The sequence below is a fragment of the Bacillus sp. COPE52 genome (assembly GCF_003355115.1).
Lineage (GTDB): Bacteria > Bacillota > Bacilli > Bacillales > Bacillaceae_G > Bacillus_A > Bacillus_A toyonensis.
The window spans coordinates 4,523,020-4,543,746 of record NZ_CP031292.1; the positions used below are offsets into that span (position 1 = coordinate 4,523,020).

Below are 20,727 nucleotides of genomic sequence, written 5' to 3' on the forward strand. Positions count from 1 at the left end.
AGAAGGTTTCAAGTCTATAACTTGGAGGAAAAGAATGAACAATCGTATTTTAGTAGTTGATGATGAGGAATTTATCTTAACTTTAATTGAATTTAATTTACAACAAGCTGGTTTTGAAGTTATAACAGCGATGGACGGAGAAATGGCGCTTCAAAAAGCGACAACAGAACGTCCGGATTTAATTATATTAGATTTAATGCTTCCAAAAATGGATGGTATGGAAGTTTGTAAAGAATTACGATTGCAGCGTGTTATGACGCCGATTTTAATGTTAACGGCAAAAGATGATGAATTTGATAAGGTGCTAGGTCTTGAACTTGGGGCGGATGATTATATGACGAAGCCATTTAGTCCAAGAGAAGTTGTTGCTCGTGTGAAGGCGATTTTGCGTCGTACGAAATTACAGCAAGAAGAGCAAGTTGCAGAAGCGCCAGATGAAGATAGCATCCTAATTGCAGACCTTAAAATTTTACCGGAGTTTTATGAGGCTTATTTCCAAGGAAGAAAGCTTGAATTAACCCCAAAAGAATTTGAACTACTTGTTTATCTTGCGAAAAATAAAAGTCGCGTGTTGACGCGTGATCAATTATTAAGTGCTGTATGGAATTATGATTTTGCTGGTGATACACGAATTGTTGATGTTCATATTAGCCACTTGCGCGATAAAATTGAAAAAAATACGAAAAAACCGACGTACATTAAAACGATACGTGGTTTAGGATATAAATTAGAGGAGCCAAAAGGGGATGAATAAATTTCGTTCCAGGCTTCTTTTTACATTTGTTTCTCTTATTGTGTTTATTTTAGTTGGACTAGGTTTACTGTTAGAAACCGTGTTTGAAAACTATTATATAGATCATGCGAAAGAGAGAATGGTAAAAGAAACAGGATATGTTGCGGTATTAGCAGAAGAACAAGGTTTTGAGGATGTTTTAAAAAAGCCGTATGTATTTGAAAAGTTAGAAGAAAAAATACCAGCTTCTATTATATTTGTGGATGAAAAAAAGAAAGTTCAATATAGCAAAGGACCACACTCTGCATTTAGTCAAGAGATGATTAAAGAACTTTCTGCCGAAACAGCGAAACAAAGAAATAAAGTCATTACGAAAGAAACGGATCAGAAGAATGAATTTTATCATGCGGTGTTCGTTCAAGATGTAGCAGGGAAACAAGGATACATTTTGGTGAAAAGTACAATTGAGCCTCTGAAAGATGTTCATCAAAAAACGTGGGGATTATTAATTATTGGATTTGTTATCGCTTGTCTTGTAGTCGTGTTTTTAGGTATGAAAATTACAGGGCAATATATTAGGCCAATTGAATCAGTTACGAAAGTGGCGATTGAATTAGCGAAGGGAAATTATAAAGCACGTGCTTATGAAAGTCATTCGGATGAAACAGGAATGCTGAGTAAAGCGATTAATATTTTAGCTCGTAATTTACAAGAGATGACACTTGAACAAGAAATGCAACAAGATCGTCTGCATACGTTAATCGAAAATATGGGAAGTGGAATGATTTTAATTGATAGCCGCGGTTATATAAACCTTGTAAACCGTTCTTATAAAGAGACTTTCCACGTAACAGATGAAGAATATTTAGATCGCTTATATTATGAATCGTTCCACCATACAGAAATTATAGAGCTTGTGGAAGAAATCTTTATGACAGAAGTGAAAGTGCGTAAACAAATGTTATTGCCACTTGGAATTGAGCGAAAGCATTTCGAAGTATATGGAGCGCCGATTATCGGGACGAACCATGAATGGAAAGGGATTGTTCTCGTATTCCATGACATAACAGAGTTAAAGAGATTAGAACAAATGAGAAAAGACTTTTTAGCAAATGTTTCTCATGAACTAAAGACGCCAATTACTTCTATTAAAGGTTTTTCAGAAACGCTCTTGGATGGAGCGATGGATAATAAGAAATTCTGCGAACATTTCTTACACATTATTTTAAAAGAAAGTGAACGCATGCAGGGGTTAATTGAAGATTTATTAGATTTGTCAAAGATTGAGCAACAAGGGTTTAAATTAAATATGGAAACCGTTGATATGAAGGGACTTCTTGAAGATATTCATATGGTGCTTGACAATAAAGCAGGCGAAAAAGAAATCTCTTTACAAGTGAATGTATTAAAACGTGTCTCTGTCATTGGAGATCCTGGTCGTTTGAAACAAATCTTTATTAATTTAATTAATAATGCAATCGTATATACACCGGCTGGAGGCGTTGTTTCTGTTGAATTAGCAGAAGATAAATACAATGCTTATATAAAAGTATCTGATACTGGAATTGGTATTAGTAAAGATGAAATCCCACGTATTTTTGAACGTTTTTACCGAGTGGATAAGGCGAGAAGTAGAAATACTGGTGGTACAGGTCTTGGATTATCGATTGTAAAGCATTTAGTTGAGGCACATCACGGTACAATTACTGTGGATAGTGAAGTTGGGGAAGGGACAACATTTACAGTTGTTTTACCGAAATCGGCAACTGAAAAATAGGATGAAGGATATTTACAATATATTAACAATGGCTTAATTAAATATTAATAAAGCTCTGTTAATATAATACATGAAAACCCCTTCATCCAAGGAGTAATTTTGGACGAGAATAGTTATGCTGTTCTCGTCACTTCCCTTTATGCCAATATAAGTTTGATATATATGAAAGAAAAAAACCGTTATTTTTCTTCTCTCTATTAGTCATGTTAATATAGAGAGAGGAAAGGAACGGTTTTTTTTTCTATGTGAAAATCGTTTCAAATTTGTATGGGGAGGTTTCTATTGTGGAAAAAAAAGTCGTATTAGTAGATGGTAATAATATCGCGTATCGTGCTTTCTTTGCACTACCGCTTTTAAATAACGACAAAGGTATACATACGAACGCAATTTACGGTTTTACAATGATGTTAATGAGAATATTAGAGGAAGAAAAGCCAACGCATATGCTTGTTGCGTTTGATGCAGGAAAAACGACATTCCGTCATAAAACGTATAGCGAGTATAAAGGAGGACGTCAAAAGACTCCACCTGAGTTATCAGAACAATTCCCGTTTATTCGTGAGATGCTTGATGCATTTAATGTACCGCGTTATGAACTAGAAAATTATGAAGCGGATGACATTATGGGGACGTTAGCGAAAGAAGCGAGTGAGCAAGGGTTTCATGTTAAGGTTATTTCAGGAGATAAAGATTTACTTCAACTTGTTTCTGATAATACGCTTGTATGTATACCTCGAAAAGGGATTACAGAAGTAGATGAATATACGAAAGAAGCTTTATTTGAGAAATACAGTTTATCACCAAAGCAAATTATCGATATGAAAGGTTTAATGGGGGACCAGTCAGATAATATTCCGGGTGTACCAGGAGTTGGTGAAAAAACTGCAATTAAATTGTTAACGCAATTTGAAACGGTTGAAGCAGTGTATGAAAATATCGATCAAGTAAGCGGGAAGAAATTAAAAGAAAAACTAGAAGCGAATAAAGAACAAGCTCTTATGAGTAAAGATCTTGCAACTATTATTACAGATGCGCCGATTACAGTGCATGTGGATGATATGGAGTATAAAGGATATGAAGCAAGTGATGTGATTCCAATGTTCGAGAATTTAGGATTTACATCTCTTTTGAATAAATTAGGTGTTACGCCAGAAGAAACAGCTCCAGCTGAATTAGATGATATTACATTTGATATTGTGGAAGAAGTTACAGAAGAAATACTTCAGCAAGATAGTGCACTTATTGTAGAAGTACAAGAAGATAACTATCATAAAGCGGACATTCAAGGTTTTGGTATTCAAAATGAAAATGGTTGCTACTTTATTCAGACGGACATAGCTCTTGCATCCGAGGCTTTCAAAGCATGGCTTGCAAATGGAGAAATGAGAAAGCATACATTTGATGCGAAGCGAGCTATCGTTGCACTCAAATGGAAGGGTATAGATATTCAAGGAATCGACTTTGATTTATTAATTGCTGCTTATTTACTTGATCCAGCTGATACGGATAAAGATTTCCGTACTGTAGCGAAAATGAAAGAAACGCATGCCGTGAAATCGGATGAAGAATTTTATGGAAAAGGTGCGAAGCGTGCTGTTCCAGAGCTAGAAGTAGTAGCGGAGCATGTAGCTCGAAAAGTGCATGTATTATATGATGTAAAGCAAACGTTCTTGGAAGAATTAAAAAAGAACGAACAATATGAATTGTTTACAGAGTTAGAATTACCACTTGCACGTGTACTAGCTGATATGGAAGTAAAAGGTGTAAAAGTTGATACGGAGCGCCTTCGTAATATGGGAGAAGAACTTGCGGGTAGATTAAAGGAAATGGAACAGGAAATTTATAAGCTTGCGGGAACAGAATTTAATATTAATTCACCGAAGCAACTTGGGGTTATTCTGTTTGAGAATTTAAACTTACCAGTTATTAAAAAGACGAAAACAGGTTATTCTACGTCAGCTGATGTACTAGATAAACTTATGAATCATCATGAAATTATTCCAAACATTTTACATTATCGTCAGTTAGGGAAATTAAATTCAACTTACATTGAAGGTTTACTAAAAGTTGTACATGATGATTCATCGAAAATTCATACTCGCTTTAATCAAGTTTTAACACAAACAGGTCGATTAAGTTCAACAGATCCGAACTTGCAAAATATACCGATTCGATTAGAAGAAGGAAGAAAGATTCGTCAGGCATTTGTTCCATCAGAAGAAGGATGGATTATGTATGCGGCCGATTATTCACAAATTGAACTTCGTGTATTAGCTCATATTGCAAATGATAAAGGGCTAGTTGAAGCGTTCCAACATGATATGGATATTCATACGAAAACAGCTATGGACGTATTCGGTGTTGGAAAAGATGAAGTAACTTCGAATATGAGACGACAAGCGAAAGCTGTTAACTTCGGAATTGTGTATGGTATTAGTGATTACGGTCTTTCACAAAACTTAGGAATTACAAGAAAAGCAGCAGCGGAATTTATTGAAAAGTATTTAGAAAGTTTCCCTGGTGTACAAGAATATATGGATGACATCGTAAAAGATGCGAAACAAAAAGGGTATGTGGCTACCTTATTAAATCGTCGCCGTTACATTCCGGAAATTACGAGTCGTAATTTCAATTTACGTAGCTTTGCTGAGCGTACAGCTATGAATACACCAATTCAAGGTAGTGCTGCAGATATTATAAAGATAGCTATGATTATTATGGCAGATCGTTTAGAAGAAGAAGGATTACAAGCGCGTCTTCTTCTGCAAGTACACGATGAATTAATCTTTGAAGCACCAAAAGAAGAAATTGAAAAATTAGAGAAGCTTGTACCAGAAGTAATGGAGCATGCAATTGAACTCGCAGTTCCACTGAAAGTTGATTATTCTTACGGTCCAACTTGGTACGACGCAAAATAAGGAAGTGATGAAATGCCTGAATTACCAGAGGTTGAAAACGTCAGACGGACACTCGAAAATCTTGTAACAGGAAAAACGATTGAAGATGTTATTGTTACGTATCCAAAAATAGTAAAACGACCAGATGATGCGGAAATCTTTAAAGAAATGCTCAGAGGCGAGAAAATTGAAACGATAAAGCGAAGAGGTAAGTTTTTGCTTTTATATGTAACGAATTATGTTATCGTTTCACATTTGCGTATGGAAGGAAAGTTTTTACTGCATCAAGAGGATGAGCCAATTGATAAGCATACGCACGTCCGTTTCTTATTTACAGATGGAACTGAATTACATTATAAAGATGTGAGAAAGTTTGGTACGATGCATCTCTTTAAAAAAGGTGAAGAGTTAAATCAAATGCCTCTTGTTGACTTAGGTCCAGAGCCATTTGATGCTGAATTGACACCACAGTATTTACAAGAAAAATTGCAAAAGACAAATCGTAAAATAAAAGTCGTATTATTAGATCAGCGTCTTTTAGTAGGGCTTGGAAATATATATGTAGATGAAGTTTTATTCCGTTCTCATATCCATCCAGAGCGAGAAGCTGCATCTTTAACGCAAGAAGAAATCGAAAGAATTTACGAAGCAATTGTTACAACGCTAGGCGAAGCAGTGAAGCGAGGCGGAAGCACAATTAGAACGTATATGAATTCGCAAGGGCAAATTGGTTCATTCCAAGAACTTTTAAATGTATATGGGAAAAAGGGAGAACCATGTGTAACTTGTGGCACGATATTAGAAAAAACAGTTGTTGGCGGAAGAGGGACGCATTATTGCCCAATTTGTCAGCCTAGAATATAGAAAAGAGATAACATCGGATAGGCATTTGTCATATACATACAGCAGAGCTATGTATAAGGGAGGAGCTTACCGATGTACCTTTATTTATCTCTTATTTTATTAGCTTTTACATTAAGCTTAGATAGCTGTAGTGTAGGGCTGACATATGGTTTGAGAAGTGTAAGAATTCCACTAAGATCAATTATAATTATCGGAATCTGTTCAGCGGCTGTTATGCTTGTTTCAATGGGAATTGGACATATGATTGCGAAAATATTTTCACCTGTTATCGCAACGCGTATCGGTGGGCTTGTTCTTATTGGAATAGGGATTTGGGTATTATATCAATTTTTTCGAAGTGATAAAAAGGAAGAACCGAAGCAAGAAGAGAAGGTTTGGAAACTAGAAATTGCTTCACTTGGGTTAGTAATTCAAATTTTACGGAAACCGACTGTTGCAGATTTTGATAAATCGGGAACTATTTCTGCAGGAGAAGCGCTACTTCTTGGTATCGCACTTTCCGTGGATTCGTTTGGTGCTGGAATTGGTGCATCTTTATTAGGTTATGCACCCGCTATGATGGCAATATTAGTTGCAGTTATGAGTTCTTTATTTTTGTTTATTGGAATGAAGCTGGGTACAGTTTTATCGAATATGAAATGGTTACAAAAATTTACATTCCTGCCTGGGGTATTACTCATTATTATTGGAATTTGGAAAATGTAAGTATGGGCGTGGAACATTAGTTTCGCGCCTTTTATTATGAGGAGGAGAAGTATTATGACAGTGGTAATTGGATTAACGGGAGGAATTGCAAGCGGAAAAAGTACGGTATCAGAAATGTTTCGTGGGCTAAGTATACCGGTTATTGACGCAGATGTTATTGCAAGAGAAGTTGTAGAACGAGGAAAACCAGCATATAACAAAATAGTAGAAGTATTTGGAACGGAAGTGTTACAAAAAGATGGAGAACTGGATCGGCCGAAATTAGGAAATGTTGTTTTCTATAATGAAGAAAAACGATTGCAGTTAAATAAAATTGTTCATCCTGCAGTACGTGAGGAAATGAATGCACAAAAGGAAATGTACATAAAAGAAAGTATGCAAGCGGTTGTGTTAGATATCCCTCTTTTGTTTGAAAGTAAATTAACAAGTCTCGTTGACCGCGTTTTAGTTGTAGCTGTCACGCCTGATACGCAATTAAAACGTTTAATGGAGCGAAATAATTTTTCGGAAGAAGAAGCAAAAGCACGTATACAATCGCAAATGCCGTTAGAAGAAAAAGTGAAGCATGCGGATGAAGTAATAAATAATGATGGCACAATTATAGGAACGAAAACACAATTACAGGAAATTTTAATAAAATGGAACATTATTGACTAAAAAATTGTGAAATTAATGAAAATGCTTAGTGACATATCCCCTTTTTGTGTTATACTATTATTGGGATTGGAGATAAATAGTATAACGCATTCAAGGGGGATAACATATTATGACTCGTGTGGCAATTAATGGATTTGGACGTATTGGGAGAATGGTATTTCGTCAGGCAATAAAAGAAAGCGCATTCGAAATTGTAGCAATCAATGCAAGCTATCCATCTGAAACGTTAGCACATTTAATTAAATATGATACAGTTCACGGCAAGTTTGACGGAACAGTAGAAGCATTTGAAGATCACTTATTAGTTGATGGGAAAATGATTCGCCTTTTAAACAACCGCGATCCAAAGGAATTGCCTTGGACAGATCTAGGTGTTGAAGTTGTAATTGAAGCAACTGGTAAATTTAATTCAAAAGAAAAAGCAATTCTTCACGTTGAAGCTGGAGCGAAAAAAGTTATTTTAACAGCGCCTGGTAAAAATGAAGATGTAACAATTGTAGTTGGTGTGAACGAAGACCAATTAGATATTACAAAACATACCGTTATTTCAAATGCATCTTGTACAACAAACTGTTTAGCGCCTGTTGTGAAGGTGTTAGATGAGCAGTTTGGAATTGAAAACGGTTTAATGACGACTGTTCACGCTTATACAAATGACCAAAAAAATATTGATAACCCACATAAAGATTTAAGAAGAGCACGTGCTTGCGGACAATCAATCATTCCGACAACGACAGGTGCTGCGAAAGCGCTAGCAAAAGTTCTTCCGCATTTAAACGGAAAACTTCATGGTATGGCACTTCGTGTACCAACACCAAACGTGTCTCTTGTTGACTTAGTAGTAGATGTAAAACGTGATGTGACAGTTGAAGCTATTAACGATGCATTCAAAACGGTTGCAAACGGTGCGTTAAAAGGTATTGTAGAATTTAGCGAAGAGCCTTTAGTATCTATTGACTTTAATACAAATACACACTCAGCTATTATTGATGGCTTATCTACAATGGTAATGGGTGATCGTAAAGTAAAAGTACTTGCTTGGTATGATAACGAGTGGGGCTACTCTCGTCGTGTTGTAGATCTTGTAACGTTAGTTGTTGACGAATTAGCGAAACAAAAAAATGTGCAACATATTTAAGTGAATAAGGGAGAGGGCAAGTGAATATTGCCCTCTCTTTTTTTATTTTTTTCTGAAAAGGAAAAAAATTATATGAGTATATTTTGGAAAGTGGACATACCACGAAGCGTTGTTATTACTGTATTTGTGAATCATTTCTTTTTTTTAGGGAAAAGTAAAGAGGAAAATATGACAGAAAATCGAAAAAACTGTTGTTGCAAAATGAAAATAAACAAAGTATACTAACACTCGTAAACTTAAGAGCTGAGGTACGTAGTCACTACTTAAAGGGTTAGGACCTCTCTGGACTAACTTTCCCCCGTGGTAGTGGAGCAAGCCAAATTGCAAATTAGTTTTCAATTCGAACAGTTAGAATAAATTTACAAGGGGGAACTGTAGAATGGATACTATGGATACGATGGGTCGTCACGTGATCGCTGAACTTTGGGATTGCGATTTCGACAAGCTTAATGACATGCCGTATATTGAACAATTATTTGTGGATGCAGCACTAAGAGCTGGTGCTGAAGTGCGTGAGGTTGCTTTCCATAAATTTGCACCACAAGGTGTAAGTGGAGTAGTAATTATCTCGGAATCACATTTAACAATTCATAGCTTTCCGGAGCACGGTTACGCAAGTATTGATGTTTATACTTGTGGGGATCGTATTGATCCAAATGTTGCTGCAGAATATATTGCAGAAGGTTTAAACGCGAAAACGCGTGAGAGCATCGAGCTTCCTCGAGGCACTGGTAGCTTCGAAATTAAGCAGAGAGAAACAAAAGCTCTTTAAAAAAGAACATAATTGATTTAAAATGTAAAGAGGTGTATAATGCACCTCTTTTTTAGTTTATAAAAAAGGAAAAACATAACGTGTTCATTAGTTAGTTAAATGGAGCGCTCACACATAAGTTAGTGCTACATCTACCATCTTATTTTGTTGGGAAAATAGATGATGAAATCATGTATTTAAACTTAGAGTGGTAAGAGCATTAGAATGAGTTATATAATATTGTATATATATTTTTACGTGAATGAAGTAGAGAAAAATAAAAATTAAATTGTAAGGGAGTGAATGAATTGCGTTGTCCATCCTGTTCTCATAATGGCACAAGAGTGTTAGATTCGCGTCCGGTAGACGAAGGGCGCTCTATTCGAAGAAGGAGAGAGTGTGAAAGTTGTTTAAGTCGCTTTACGACATTTGAAAGAGTAGAAGAGTCACCTCTTATCGTTGTTAAAAAAGAAGGCACACGAGAAGAGTTTAATAAAGAAAAGATTTTACGCGGTTTAATTAAAGCATGTGAGAAAAGACCAGTATCTTTAAGACAATTAGAGGAAGTAACACAAAGTGTGGAACGTGAACTTCGTAATTTAGGTATATCAGAAGTGAAAAGTGATATGATTGGTGAAATTGTTATGGAAGAACTTCGTGATATCGATGATGTTGCTTACGTACGCTTTGCTTCTGTATATCGTCAATTTAAAGATTTAAATGTATTTATTGAAGAATTAAAAGATATACTGCAAAAAGAAAGAGAATAGAAGCTGTATTCAATTCTCTTTACATACTGTAAGTAATGAGGTAAGAGAGCTAGAAGCGTAAGCTAATAGCTCTTTTTCGCTAATAATCATTGGGAATTTTGTTCATTCCAAAATGAGTATTAGCCTTCACCAATCGGGCATTTACGGGAAGGTATCTCCTACCAAACTTTCGTGCATTCGCCGAATTTTGATGTGGGAGTCTTACTGCCCGCAAATAGCGGGATAAAATATATAATGAAGATAGAACGAATGAATTAGAGGATAGATTGGATGAGAGAAAGGAAAAGCAAGAATGCAAAAACAGTCATGGATGGAGCTATTGCCGATTGATCGTTATAAAGTAAGTACGAAAGGACTACTACATAATTACGACCGAAAAGTGTTAACGATGTTGTATCAGCCGTTAATAGGTAGTAGAGCTTTTAGCTTGTACATGACGCTATGGGGGGCGTTAGAGCAAGATCGTGTATTTGGAAAAGAGAATACACATCATTCCCTTATGGTGACCATGCAAATGCAACTTCCCGAAATATATGAGGAACGAGTAAAGCTAGAGGCAATTGGGCTTTTAAAGGTATATATTAAGAAAGAAAAAGATATTCGAATGTTTATATACGAATTGCAACCACCTTTATCTCCAAAGCAGTTTTTTGATGATATTGTTTTAAGTATCTTTTTATACAATCGATTGAGTCGGACAAAATATAATCAAGTAAAACAATATTTCTTAGAAGAAGAATTTGATTTTGCTTCTTATGAAAATATTACACGTTCTTTTAATGAGGTGTTTGATTCGTTTAATCCAGGACAGCTTGAGCATGCGCAAGAAGAACTCCGTATTCCAAAAGCGACAATGATGCCAAATAATGAAAAGGGAGATGCTCCTAAAGTTTGGAACGATTTCTTTGATTTCTCCTTATTTGTAGACGGATTGTCCGCTCTTGTTCCTAAAAAGGCGATTACAGATCAAGTGCGAGAATGTGTCATTACACTTGCTTACGTGTATGGTGTGGATGTGTTATCGATGCAAAATATCGTTCTTGGTGCGGTGACAGAGATGCAAACAATTGATATGGAAAGGCTTAGAAAAGGAGCGCGCGATTGGTACCAATTCGAAAATGGTCAAGCGTTACCAATATTAAGTGAAAGAGTACAGCCACACGCTGCACGTACGATGAAAGAGAAAGAGCCTTCATCGCAAGAAGAGATGCTTATAAAACAATTAGAAGAAATCTCACCAAAACAACTATTGAAAGAGATTTCTGGTGGTGCAGAGGCGACGAAAGCGGACTTGCAAATTGTTGAGGATGTTATGATCAATCAAAAATTAACGCCAGGAGTTGTGAATGTACTTATTTATTACGTTATGCTACGCTCAGATATGAAGCTTGCGAAAACGTATGTGGAGAAGATTGCTGGGCATTGGGCTCGTAAAAAGGTTGGTACAGTAGCTGAAGCAATGGCGCTAGCAAAAGAAGAAAACCGTCAATACCAAGAATGGGCTGAGACGAAGAAAAAAGGTCGTACAGCGAAGAAAACAGTACGAAAAGAAATGGTACCAGATTGGTTGAAAGAAGAGCCGAAAGAAAAAGAAACTGTGAAAAATGATGTAGGTGCGGAAAAAGATACAAGTACGTTAGAAGATGAACGAAAACGACTAGAAGAAGTGTTGAAAAAATATAAGCGTGATTAATAGAAGAGAATGAACGCTCTTTGAGGTGAGAAAATGGAGCATATTCAAAATTCATTTACAAAATTAATGGAAAATGAAAATTTTAAAAACAGATATGAAGTATTAAAGGCGGAAGTGATGGCACATCCGCGTGTGAAAGAATTTATAGATGAGCATAAAGGCGAAGTAACAACTTCTATGATTGAGCGCAGTCTTGTGAAGTTATATGAATATATTGGACAATGTGTAGGTTGTTCAGATTGTCCGGATCTAGGGACATGTAAAAATATGCTGCAAGGATATGAGCCGAAGCTCGTTATCCAAGGTAAGATGATTGATATTCAATACGATCGTTGCATTAGAAAAGTAGCATATGATGAGAGAAAAAAATATGAAAAACTCGTTCAAAGTGTATATATGCCAACGGATATTTTACAGGCGACTATGGAAAATTTAGACCCTTCAGAGTTAAATGCACGTATTGATGCAATTGGTGCAGCGAATGAATTTTTAAGCACATATGAACCGGGTAAAAAAGTACAGGGGCTATATCTTTACGGTAAATTTGGTGTAGGGAAAACATATCTTTTAGGTGCGATTGCGAATGAGCTTGCTCGAAAGAAAATAAGTTCCATGCTCGTATACTTCCCAGAATTTTTACGTGAAATTAAAAGTTCGATTCAAGATAATTCAATTGGAGAAAAGATTGATGCGGTTAAACGGGTACAAGTTTTAATGTTAGATGATATCGGAGCGGAAGCGATGTCTAGTTTCGTACGTGACGATGTACTCGGTGCAATCTTACAATTCCGTATGCTAGAAAACTTACCAACGTTCTTTACGTCTAATTTTGATTTCAAACAGTTGGAACATCACTTAACGTATACACAGCGCGGTGAAGCAGAAGAAATGAAAGCGGCCCGTATTATGGAACGAATTAAATATTTAGCGAAACCAATTACAATCGGTGGGAAAAACCGCCGTCATAAGTAAAGAGCAAGCTGAGAAGCTTGTTCTTTTTTTTGTTTTGAATGCTTTTCAGCGTAGTCGAATTGTAAAACGAACAGTTCTTATTGAAAATTCATAGTAGCTTGTATCATTTTTTTCTCCCTCCCTTAATATATATAAAATTAGCAAGCCATATCGAGTGGATTTTCTAACGAAAGGAAATGCAATTCTACTAAGAGTGAACTTCCACGGGCCAAACTCTTATAGGATTTGTAACGTATAGATACAATCCTTTAGAGCGGGGATAAAAGGGGGGACAAAAGTGATTGAAATTTGCTTCGAAGAAAAAAATGATGCTATGTACGTATATAAACAACTACTGAAAAGGGCGGAAGTGTTATATAAAGAAACGAGTGTGTATTTACAGGAACAAAAAGTTGTAATTCACATACCAGTATGTGAATCACACTATATTGAAAAGATTTTATTGCCAGTCATGGTATATTTCATTGTGAATGTGAAACAAAATGAGTGGATTTATACAATTTTAAAAGAAAAGTTTTTTTATGAAGAACAAGAAGAGTGTCATCAAATATTGCATATAGCACAAGAAGTTTTAAAGGGAAGAAGAAAAGGGGTTGCTCGTGAGTTAACACGTTACACATTTGAATCGTATATTAAGTCTTCTTTAAATAATTGGCTTTGTGATCCGCTCTCATTCTCGTTTTCATCATATGTTCGTTTTCGTCTTCGTACATATAGGGAAATGGTAGCTAAGCTTACTGAAGTGGCAATTGATGAGTATAAGATGGAACAAGAATATCAAATGTTCATTGAGACGCTCCGGCAACAAGTTAGTAATCGAAAGTCACGTTTGTCCTGTATGCATCTTATTTTTGATGAAAGTTTTATTTTCTATGATGATAAAGGTAGACGTTTAAAACAGGAGAAATTGGTCCAATATATAGATGAAGATTTGCTAAAGCAAAAAGATGTATATATTGATACAAAAGTAATTGCACCACTTCTTTCTATTTCACCGAAAAAAATCTATTTGTATACGAAAGAACAAGACCATAATATGATAATTACTTTGCGAAACGTATTTCAAGAACGGATACAAATACACGGATTACATGAGTTTGAACGCAATGTGAAAAATTTAAAAAATAAAGGTAACGCCCTTGATTTTCTAAGTTTTTGAGCATATAATTACCTACATAAATGAAATATATTGAAATGTCATGATGAGGACATGAGTAGTTTTCTACGATTTTCAGAGAGGGAAGCCTTAGGGTGTGAGCTTCCTAGTACGGGATTATTACTTACCACCTCTAAACTTTAGCAGTGAACGATTTTTTTAGTAATTGCTAACGGACAACACCGTTATGTTGAACTTGAGCAATTAACAATCATGTTAATTGGAACAAGGGTGGAACCACGAATTCAACACTCGTCCCTTTTTACGGGATGAGTGTTTTTTATTTTGAGAAAAAGAGGAGTGACCAGTGATGGCAGATGTAGTTAAAATTACTTTCCCTGATGGAGCTGTGAAGGAGTTTCCAAAAGGCGTAACAACTGAAGAAATCGCAGCTTCTATTAGCCCAGGCTTAAAGAAAAAAGCTGTAGCTGGAAAATTAAACGATGAGATGATCGATCTTGTTACACCAATCGAAGAAGATGGTGCAGTTTCTATTATTACATTAGATTCAGAAGATGGCTTATACATTTTACGCCATTCAACAGCCCACCTTTTAGCACAAGCGTTAAAACGTTTATATAAAGATGCTAAGCTTGAGCTTGGCATTGGTCCAGTAATTGAAAATGGCTTCTACTACGATATTGATATGGAAGAAGCAATTACAGTTGAAGACTTCAAGAAAATCGAAAAAGAAATGCAAAAAATCGTGAACGAGAACTTAGAAATCGTTCGTCATGAAGTACCACGTGCAGAAGCACTTCGTCGTTTTGAAGAAATCGGCGATGAGTTAAAATTAGATTTAATTAACGATCTTCCAGAAGATGCAGTTATTTCAATCTATGAGCAAGGCGAATTCTTCGACCTTTGCCGCGGTGTTCACCTTCCATCTACAGGAAAAATTAAAGTGTTTAAATTATTAAGCGTTGCAGGTGCTTACTGGCGCGGCGATAGCAATAATAAAATGCTACAACGTATTTACGGTACTGCATTTGTTAAGAAAGCAGAATTAGATGAGCATTTACGTATGCTTGAAGAAGCGAAAGAGCGCGATCACCGTAAATTAGGTAAAGAATTAAAATTATTTACTAATAGCCAAAAAGTAGGACAAGGTTTACCACTTTGGTTACCAAAAGGTGCAACGATCCGTCGTATTATCGAGCGTTACATCGTTGATAAAGAAGCAAGCTTAGGCTATGATCACGTATACACTCCAGTACTAGGAAGCAGAGAGCTATATGAAACTTCTGGTCACTGGAATCACTACCGTGATGGTATGTTCCCATCAATGGAAATGGATAATGAAGAGTTAGTTCTTCGTCCAATGAACTGCCCTCACCACATGATGGTTTATAAAAACGATATTCACAGCTACCGTGAATTACCAATCCGTATTGCGGAACTTGGAACAATGCACCGCTATGAAATGTCAGGTGCGTTATCTGGATTACAACGTGTACGCGGAATGACTTTAAACGATGCGCACATTTTCGTACGCCCAGATCAAATTAAAGAAGAGTTAAAACGTGTTGTAAACTTAACTCTAGAAGTGTACAAAGATTTCGGTTTAGAGAACTATTCATTCCGTCTATCTTATCGTGACCCAGCAGATACTAAAAAGTACTATGCTGATGATGAGATGTGGGAAAAAGCACAAGGTATGTTAAAAGAAGCTATGGATGAAATGGGTCTTGATTACTACGAAGCTGAAGGTGAAGCGGCGTTCTACGGTCCAAAACTTGACGTTCAAGTTCGTACTGCTCTTGGAAAAGACGAAACACTTTCAACTGTACAATTAGACTTCTTACTTCCAGAACGCTTTGAATTAGCTTACGTTGGTGAAGATGGAAAACAACATCGTCCAGTTGTAATTCACCGTGGTGTTGTATCAACTATGGAACGTTTCGTAGCATTCTTAATTGAAGAATACAAAGGTGCATTCCCAACTTGGTTAGCTCCAGTTCAAGCACAAGTAATTCCAGTTTCTCCGCAAGTGCATTTAGACTATGCGAAGAAAGTACAAGATGAATTGCGCCGTGCTGGTATTCGTGTTGAATTAGATACTCGCGAAGAGAAAATTGGTTACAAAATCCGTGAAGCACAAATGCAAAAAATTCCGTACATGCTTGTAGTAGGTGACAATGAAGTAACTGAAAATGGCGTAAACGTACGTAAATATGGTGAACAAAAATCAGAAACAATCGCATTAGATGCTTTTGTTGACATGATTAAAGTAGAAGGAAAAAGATAAGAAAGAGCCGCGGTATACCGCGGCTTTTCTTTTTAATATAAAAGAGAAAAACTAGAAAAAATAACCATGTAACTCTTATCATAAAAAAGTATTGCATGTATGCTAGTTGTTTGTTACAATATTTCTTGTTGTTAGTAAAACACATCGCGTCTTCTTGACAGACGTCATGTCCTATGATAAACTCATCAAGGATAATAGAATATTGTTTTGTGGAACAAGTAGAAGCACCCGCTTCTCACCTGATGGACGCATTCGCAGTTAGCAGGTAAATGTATTTCTTACTTAAGATTTTACAAGTGTGGGTGTCGTATGCCCGCACTTTTTTTGTCGGGTTCTATGACTACAAAATATGTTCTGAGAAAACCTTGGAGGTGGCTTACTATTAGCAAGGATATGATGATTAACGAGCAAATTCGTGCACGTGAAGTACGTTTAGTTGGCGCAAATGGCGATCAACTTGGAATCAAGTCTCGTAATGACGCTTTAGACTTAGCTGCAAATCTTAATCTTGATTTAGTATTAGTTGCTCCAAATGCGAAACCGCCAGTATGCCGCATTATGGACTACGGTAAATTCCGCTTTGAGCAACAGAAGAAAGAAAAAGAACAGCGCAAAAATCAAAAAGTAATTAGCATGAAAGAAGTTCGTTTAAGTCCAACAATTGATGAACACGACTTTAACACAAAACTTCGTAATGCTATCAAGTTTTTAGAGAAAGGCGACAAGGTTAAAGCGTCAATTCGCTTTAAAGGACGTGCCATTACTCATAAAGAAATCGGTCAACGTGTTTTAGATCGCTTCTCAGAAGCTTGTGCTGAAGTTAGTACAATTGAATCTAAGCCTAAAATGGAAGGACGTAGTATGTTCTTAGTTTTAGCACCGAAAAACGATAAGTAATAGATAGAGGAGGAAATACCTATGCCTAAACAAAAAACTCATCGCGGCGCTGCAAAGCGTTTCAAAAAGACTGGATCAGGTAAACTGAAACGTTCTCACGCTTACACAAGCCATTTATTCGCTAACAAATCTACAAAAGCTAAACGTAAACTACGTAAAGCTGGTGTAGTAAGCGCTGGTGACTTCAAACGCATTCGTCAAATGCTTGACAACTTAAAATAAGTTCGGCTGATATATAGAACAATTAGGAGGTAATATTATGCCAAGAGTAAAAGGTGGTACAGTTACTCGTCAACGTCGTAAAAAAGTTATAAAATTAGCAAAAGGTTACTACGGTTCTAAAAATACATTATTCAAGGTTGCTAACCAACAGGTTATGAAATCTCTAATGTATGCATTCCGTGACCGTCGTCAAAAGAAACGTGACTTCCGTAAATTATGGATCACACGTATCAACGCAGCAGCTCGTATGAATGGTCTTTCTTACAGCCGCTTAATGCACGGTTTAAAAAATGCTGGCATCGAAGTTAACCGCAAGATGCTTGCTGACTTAGCTGTTCATGACGAAAAAGCTTTCGCTGAATTAGCAACAGTTGCAAAAAACAACATTAACTAATTAATTAGTTGAAACCTTAGAAGAATTTTCTTCTAAGGTTTTTTGTTTGTTTTCAAAGAGAAGTTTGAAGTGAATGAAGCTCTAAAGATTTATGGAAGCATCGTTATCGATATGACAAAATCAACATAAAAACTATAGTGATATAGAAAAATATACATATGAAGTCAGGAGAATTCTCCTGGCTTTTTTCAATTATGCTCGTTTGGAAAGAAGAGTATCTTTCCTAGCCGAAACGACACTGCTATAATGGAAAGATGATATGGAACTTTCATCAGATGAACAATATACGAGCGATGACTGAAACGTATTTGTAAATTAAGGACAAGCTATTTTATAAAGAGGTAGATAGCTGACTTATTCATAAGAACTGAAACATAATAATGAACTTTGAGATGAAACAACATTGTTGCATAAAATGCGATGTTGGAGGAGGACAATAGAATGGACTTACTACAACTATTTAAATTACAAAAAGAATTAGATGACCGTATTGCAAAAGAACATGACTTACAACCGAAAAAGTTGTTAAAAGAAAAAATGCTAGCTCTTCTTGTAGAAATTGGAGAACTTGCAAATGAAACACGCTGTTTTAAATATTGGAGCAATAAACCAGCATCAGAACGTGAAGTAATATTAGAAGAATACGTAGATGGTTTGCATTTTATTTTATCAATCGGAATCGATTTAGGTATTGATAAAAACTTCTTATTCTATAAATGTGCACAAACGAATAAAACACAAGTGGAAATTTTCTTAGACACATATGCGAAAGTAATTCGTTTTACAGATCAACCATCTATCACGAACTATATTGAATTATTTACAAGCTATCTTCGACTTGGACAAGCACTTGAATTTGAACAAGAAGAAATTGAAAAAGCGTATTTAGATAAAAATGAAGTAAATCATCAGCGTCAAACACAAGGATACTAATTTAATTTTTGAATATTTCAATTTCCTTTTGTATAATAAGGTGACTGAAGAAAAAGGAGGGTGTTGGCAATGACAAAATTAGACGCGACATTGACAATGCTAAAAGAGTTAACAGATGCACGTGGTATTGCTGGTAACGAGCGTGAACCACGTGAAGTAATGAAGAAATATATTGAGCCGTTTGCGGACGAACTTTCTACTGATAATTTAGGAAGTTTAGTTGCGAAAAAAGTTGGGGAAGAAAACGGCCCGAAAATTATGGTTGCAGGTCATTTAGATGAAGTTGGCTTTATGATTACGCAAATTGATGACAAAGGCTTCCTTCGTTTTCAAACAGTTGGTGGCTGGTGGTCACAAGTTATGCTTGCACAGCGCGTGACAATTGTAACGCGTAAAGGAGATGTAACAGGTGTAATTGGTTCAAAACCACCACACATTTTACCTCCAGAAGCTCGTAAAAAGCCAGTTGATATTAAAGACATGTTCATCGATATCGGTGCTTCTAGCCAAGAAGAGGCAATGGAGTGGGGCGTACGACCAGGAGATCAAGTTGTACCTTACTTTGAATTCCAAGTGATGAAGAATGAAAAAATGTTACTTGCAAAAGCATGGGATAACCGAATCGGTTGTGCGATTGCAATTGACGTATTAAAACAATTAAAAGATGAAAAACATCCAAACGTTGTATACGGCGTTGGAACTGTACAAGAAGAGGTTGGTCTTCGTGGTGCAAAAACATCTGCGAATTATATCAAACCAGATATCGCGTTCGCAGTAGATGTTGGTATCGCTGGAGATACACCGGGTGTAACGTCAAAAGAAGCGCAAAGTAAAATGGGCGATGGACCGCAGATTATTTTATATGATGCTTCTGTTATTGGACATACAGGTTTACGTGATTTCGTAGTTGATGTTGCTGACGAACTACAAATTCCATACCAATATGATTCAGTAGCTGGCGGGGGAACAGATGCAGGTGCGATTCACATTTCTGTAAATGGTATTCCGTCTATGGCAATTACGATTGCGACACGCTACATCCATTCGCATGCGGCAATGTTACACCGTGATGATTATGAAAATGCAGTGAAGTTAATTGTAGAAGTTATTAAACGTCTTGATAAAGAGGCTGTACATAACATTACATTTAATTAATAGAAAAAAGCGAAGGAGAATCTCCTTCGCTTTTTTATGTGTTAAAAAGGTCTTTCTAATCCTGCGGCAGTATGGGCCCCTAAAATAATTAAACGAGTTAATTGCATGGCCATAAAATGCGGGGTATATATCATCCCTCTTTTTAACCATGACATAATCATCCCGATGTGAGCCCCTGTCACATAACTAATTAGAATATCACGAGGAACCATAAGATCTTTATCATCTGGTTGTGAAATTGATAAGCTTAATGTTAAATGCGTTTGTATTGTTTTCATCATTTTATAAGAGTAGTTTCCTGCAGCTTTATCCCCGAGCATAACATTATAGAAGTTCACGTTTTCTGCGATGTGTTCGAACAGAGCCAAAAATGTTGGATGTGGTGAATCGAATGTAAGTTGAAAATCTTCTTTATTTTTGTTTTTCGGTTTGATTACTTCTGCTAGCTTCTCTAACATTTCTTCAATGCTTTTGTCTAATAAGTCGTATTTATCATGGTAATGGCTATAAAATGTAGCGCGATTTACAGGAGCGCGTTCTGCGATATGTTGAACAGTTACATTTTCAAACCCTTTTTCGCCTACTAAAGCGACAAAAGCATCCTGTATGAGTTGTCTCGTCCGCTTTACACGTGGATCATTTGTATTTTTAATAGACATTTTACTTCTCCTCGTTTCATTTTATACACTTAAACAACAAATCGGTATTATATTGTTGTTTAAGCGACATTTCATACTTAAATTGTCGGTTGTAGATTCGAAATAA

Annotated in this window: 19 protein-coding genes and 2 other annotated features; of the genes, 18 read left to right on the forward strand and 1 reads right to left on the reverse strand. The window is 36.2% G+C overall.

Features of this window, described 5'->3' with window-relative positions; translation table 11 throughout:
* The first annotated feature begins 34 nt into the window (after window positions 1-34).
* From phoP to DPQ31_RS22980, 18 genes are all read left to right on the forward strand, one after another.
* Window positions 35-754, forward strand: a complete 720-nt coding sequence (phoP, locus tag DPQ31_RS22895) for a two-component system response regulator PhoP (protein ID WP_001065218.1) — start codon at window positions 35-37, stop codon at window positions 752-754.
* Window positions 747-2,510, forward strand: a complete 1,764-nt coding sequence (phoR, locus tag DPQ31_RS22900; RefSeq protein WP_001032136.1) for a sensory box histidine kinase PhoR — start codon at window positions 747-749, stop codon at window positions 2,508-2,510. Before phoP ends, phoR begins: the two co-directional genes overlap by 8 nt.
* Before the next feature lie 284 nt (window positions 2,511-2,794).
* Entirely contained in the window at window positions 2,795-5,428 is a 2,634-nt protein-coding gene (gene polA / locus DPQ31_RS22905; protein ID WP_208731054.1) for a DNA polymerase I, read from the forward strand.
* A gap of 12 nt (window positions 5,429-5,440) precedes the next feature.
* A complete protein-coding gene (gene mutM, locus DPQ31_RS22910) occupies window positions 5,441-6,271 on the forward strand; it encodes a DNA-formamidopyrimidine glycosylase (RefSeq protein ID WP_001114492.1) in 831 nt (276 codons plus the stop codon).
* A gap of 72 nt (window positions 6,272-6,343) precedes the next feature.
* Complete coding sequence (gene ytaF, locus DPQ31_RS22915) at window positions 6,344-6,976, forward strand: sporulation membrane protein YtaF (RefSeq protein ID WP_000281731.1); 633 nt, start codon at window positions 6,344-6,346, stop codon at window positions 6,974-6,976.
* 54 nt (window positions 6,977-7,030) lie between these two features.
* Window positions 7,031-7,633 (forward strand): dephospho-CoA kinase, encoded by a 603-nt coding sequence (gene coaE, locus DPQ31_RS22920; protein WP_098911622.1) that lies wholly within the window; start codon window positions 7,031-7,033, stop codon window positions 7,631-7,633.
* Window positions 7,634-7,742: 109 nt separating this feature from the next.
* Window positions 7,743-8,771 (forward strand): glyceraldehyde-3-phosphate dehydrogenase, encoded by a 1,029-nt coding sequence (locus tag DPQ31_RS22925; RefSeq protein ID WP_000198973.1) that lies wholly within the window; start codon window positions 7,743-7,745, stop codon window positions 8,769-8,771.
* Between the two features lie 388 nt (window positions 8,772-9,159).
* Window positions 9,160-9,543 carry an adenosylmethionine decarboxylase gene (gene speD / locus DPQ31_RS22930; RefSeq protein ID WP_002003660.1) on the forward strand — a complete coding sequence of 128 codons (384 nt, stop codon included), beginning with the start codon at window positions 9,160-9,162 and terminating at the stop codon, window positions 9,541-9,543.
* Between the two features lie 287 nt (window positions 9,544-9,830).
* Window positions 9,831-10,292 (forward strand): transcriptional regulator NrdR, encoded by a 462-nt coding sequence (nrdR, locus tag DPQ31_RS22935; protein ID WP_001203687.1) that lies wholly within the window; start codon window positions 9,831-9,833, stop codon window positions 10,290-10,292.
* 292 nt (window positions 10,293-10,584) lie between these two features.
* A complete protein-coding gene (locus tag DPQ31_RS22940; RefSeq protein WP_001171837.1) occupies window positions 10,585-11,985 on the forward strand; it encodes a replication initiation and membrane attachment family protein in 1,401 nt (466 codons plus the stop codon).
* 33 nt (window positions 11,986-12,018) lie between these two features.
* Window positions 12,019-12,957, forward strand: a complete 939-nt coding sequence (gene dnaI, locus DPQ31_RS22945) for a primosomal protein DnaI (RefSeq protein WP_000400118.1) — start codon at window positions 12,019-12,021, stop codon at window positions 12,955-12,957.
* A 277-nt stretch (window positions 12,958-13,234) separates the two neighbouring features.
* On the forward strand, window positions 13,235-14,116 hold the full coding sequence (gene ytxC / locus DPQ31_RS22950; protein WP_000569632.1) for a putative sporulation protein YtxC: 882 nt from the start codon (window positions 13,235-13,237) through the stop codon (window positions 14,114-14,116).
* A 31-nt stretch (window positions 14,117-14,147) separates the two neighbouring features.
* Window positions 14,148-14,376: a binding site (T-box leader), on the forward strand.
* Between the two features lie 47 nt (window positions 14,377-14,423).
* Window positions 14,424-16,361, forward strand: coding sequence for a threonine--tRNA ligase (gene thrS, locus DPQ31_RS22955; RefSeq protein ID WP_000786073.1), 1,938 nt, complete (start codon window positions 14,424-14,426; stop codon window positions 16,359-16,361).
* 210 nt (window positions 16,362-16,571) lie between these two features.
* Window positions 16,572-16,692, forward strand: a sequence feature (ribosomal protein L20 leader region).
* A gap of 62 nt (window positions 16,693-16,754) precedes the next feature.
* Window positions 16,755-17,258 (forward strand): translation initiation factor IF-3, encoded by a 504-nt coding sequence (gene infC, locus DPQ31_RS22960; RefSeq protein ID WP_000973214.1) that lies wholly within the window; start codon window positions 16,755-16,757, stop codon window positions 17,256-17,258.
* 21 nt (window positions 17,259-17,279) lie between these two features.
* The gene (rpmI, locus tag DPQ31_RS22965; RefSeq protein WP_001125945.1) at window positions 17,280-17,480 is read left to right on the forward strand and encodes a 50S ribosomal protein L35; all 201 of its coding nucleotides are present in this window, start codon (window positions 17,280-17,282) and stop codon (window positions 17,478-17,480) included.
* 37 nt (window positions 17,481-17,517) lie between these two features.
* The gene (gene rplT, locus DPQ31_RS22970) at window positions 17,518-17,874 is read left to right on the forward strand and encodes a 50S ribosomal protein L20 (RefSeq protein ID WP_001138362.1); all 357 of its coding nucleotides are present in this window, start codon (window positions 17,518-17,520) and stop codon (window positions 17,872-17,874) included.
* A 441-nt stretch (window positions 17,875-18,315) separates the two neighbouring features.
* Window positions 18,316-18,807 carry a dUTP diphosphatase gene (locus DPQ31_RS22975; protein ID WP_000365050.1) on the forward strand — a complete coding sequence of 164 codons (492 nt, stop codon included), beginning with the start codon at window positions 18,316-18,318 and terminating at the stop codon, window positions 18,805-18,807.
* A gap of 69 nt (window positions 18,808-18,876) precedes the next feature.
* On the forward strand, window positions 18,877-19,962 hold the full coding sequence (locus DPQ31_RS22980) for a M42 family metallopeptidase (protein WP_000163548.1): 1,086 nt from the start codon (window positions 18,877-18,879) through the stop codon (window positions 19,960-19,962).
* Window positions 19,963-20,003: 41 nt separating this feature from the next.
* On the opposite strand, the gene DPQ31_RS22985 is transcribed toward DPQ31_RS22980, so the two are convergent.
* The gene (locus tag DPQ31_RS22985) at window positions 20,004-20,621 is read right to left on the reverse strand and encodes a TetR/AcrR family transcriptional regulator (RefSeq protein WP_000023657.1); all 618 of its coding nucleotides are present in this window, start codon (window positions 20,619-20,621) and stop codon (window positions 20,004-20,006) included.
* Between the last annotated feature and the right edge of the window lie 106 nt (window positions 20,622-20,727).

Bases quoted from the DNA above. Each gene is read 5' to 3' on its own strand.
- phoP (WP_001065218.1), top strand. From the start codon at position 35: ATGAACAATCGTATTTTAGTAGTTGATGATGAGGAATTTATCTTAACT.
- phoR (WP_001032136.1), top strand. From the start codon at position 747: ATGAATAAATTTCGTTCCAGGCTTCTTTTTACATTTGTTTCTCTTATT.
- mutM (WP_001114492.1), top strand. From the start codon at position 5,441: ATGCCTGAATTACCAGAGGTTGAAAACGTCAGACGGACACTCGAAAAT.
- ytaF (WP_000281731.1), top strand. From the start codon at position 6,344: ATGTACCTTTATTTATCTCTTATTTTATTAGCTTTTACATTAAGCTTA.
- coaE (WP_098911622.1), top strand. From the start codon at position 7,031: ATGACAGTGGTAATTGGATTAACGGGAGGAATTGCAAGCGGAAAAAGT.
- DPQ31_RS22925 (WP_000198973.1), top strand. From the start codon at position 7,743: ATGACTCGTGTGGCAATTAATGGATTTGGACGTATTGGGAGAATGGTA.
- speD (WP_002003660.1), top strand. From the start codon at position 9,160: ATGGATACGATGGGTCGTCACGTGATCGCTGAACTTTGGGATTGCGAT.
- DPQ31_RS22940 (WP_001171837.1), top strand. From the start codon at position 10,585: ATGCAAAAACAGTCATGGATGGAGCTATTGCCGATTGATCGTTATAAA.
- dnaI (WP_000400118.1), top strand. From the start codon at position 12,019: ATGGAGCATATTCAAAATTCATTTACAAAATTAATGGAAAATGAAAAT.
- thrS (WP_000786073.1), top strand. From the start codon at position 14,424: ATGGCAGATGTAGTTAAAATTACTTTCCCTGATGGAGCTGTGAAGGAG.
- infC (WP_000973214.1), top strand. From the start codon at position 16,755: ATGATGATTAACGAGCAAATTCGTGCACGTGAAGTACGTTTAGTTGGC.
- rpmI (WP_001125945.1), top strand. From the start codon at position 17,280: ATGCCTAAACAAAAAACTCATCGCGGCGCTGCAAAGCGTTTCAAAAAG.
- rplT (WP_001138362.1), top strand. From the start codon at position 17,518: ATGCCAAGAGTAAAAGGTGGTACAGTTACTCGTCAACGTCGTAAAAAA.
- DPQ31_RS22975 (WP_000365050.1), top strand. From the start codon at position 18,316: ATGGACTTACTACAACTATTTAAATTACAAAAAGAATTAGATGACCGT.
- DPQ31_RS22980 (WP_000163548.1), top strand. From the start codon at position 18,877: ATGACAAAATTAGACGCGACATTGACAATGCTAAAAGAGTTAACAGAT.
- DPQ31_RS22985 (WP_000023657.1), bottom strand. From the start codon at position 20,621: ATGTCTATTAAAAATACAAATGATCCACGTGTAAAGCGGACGAGACAA.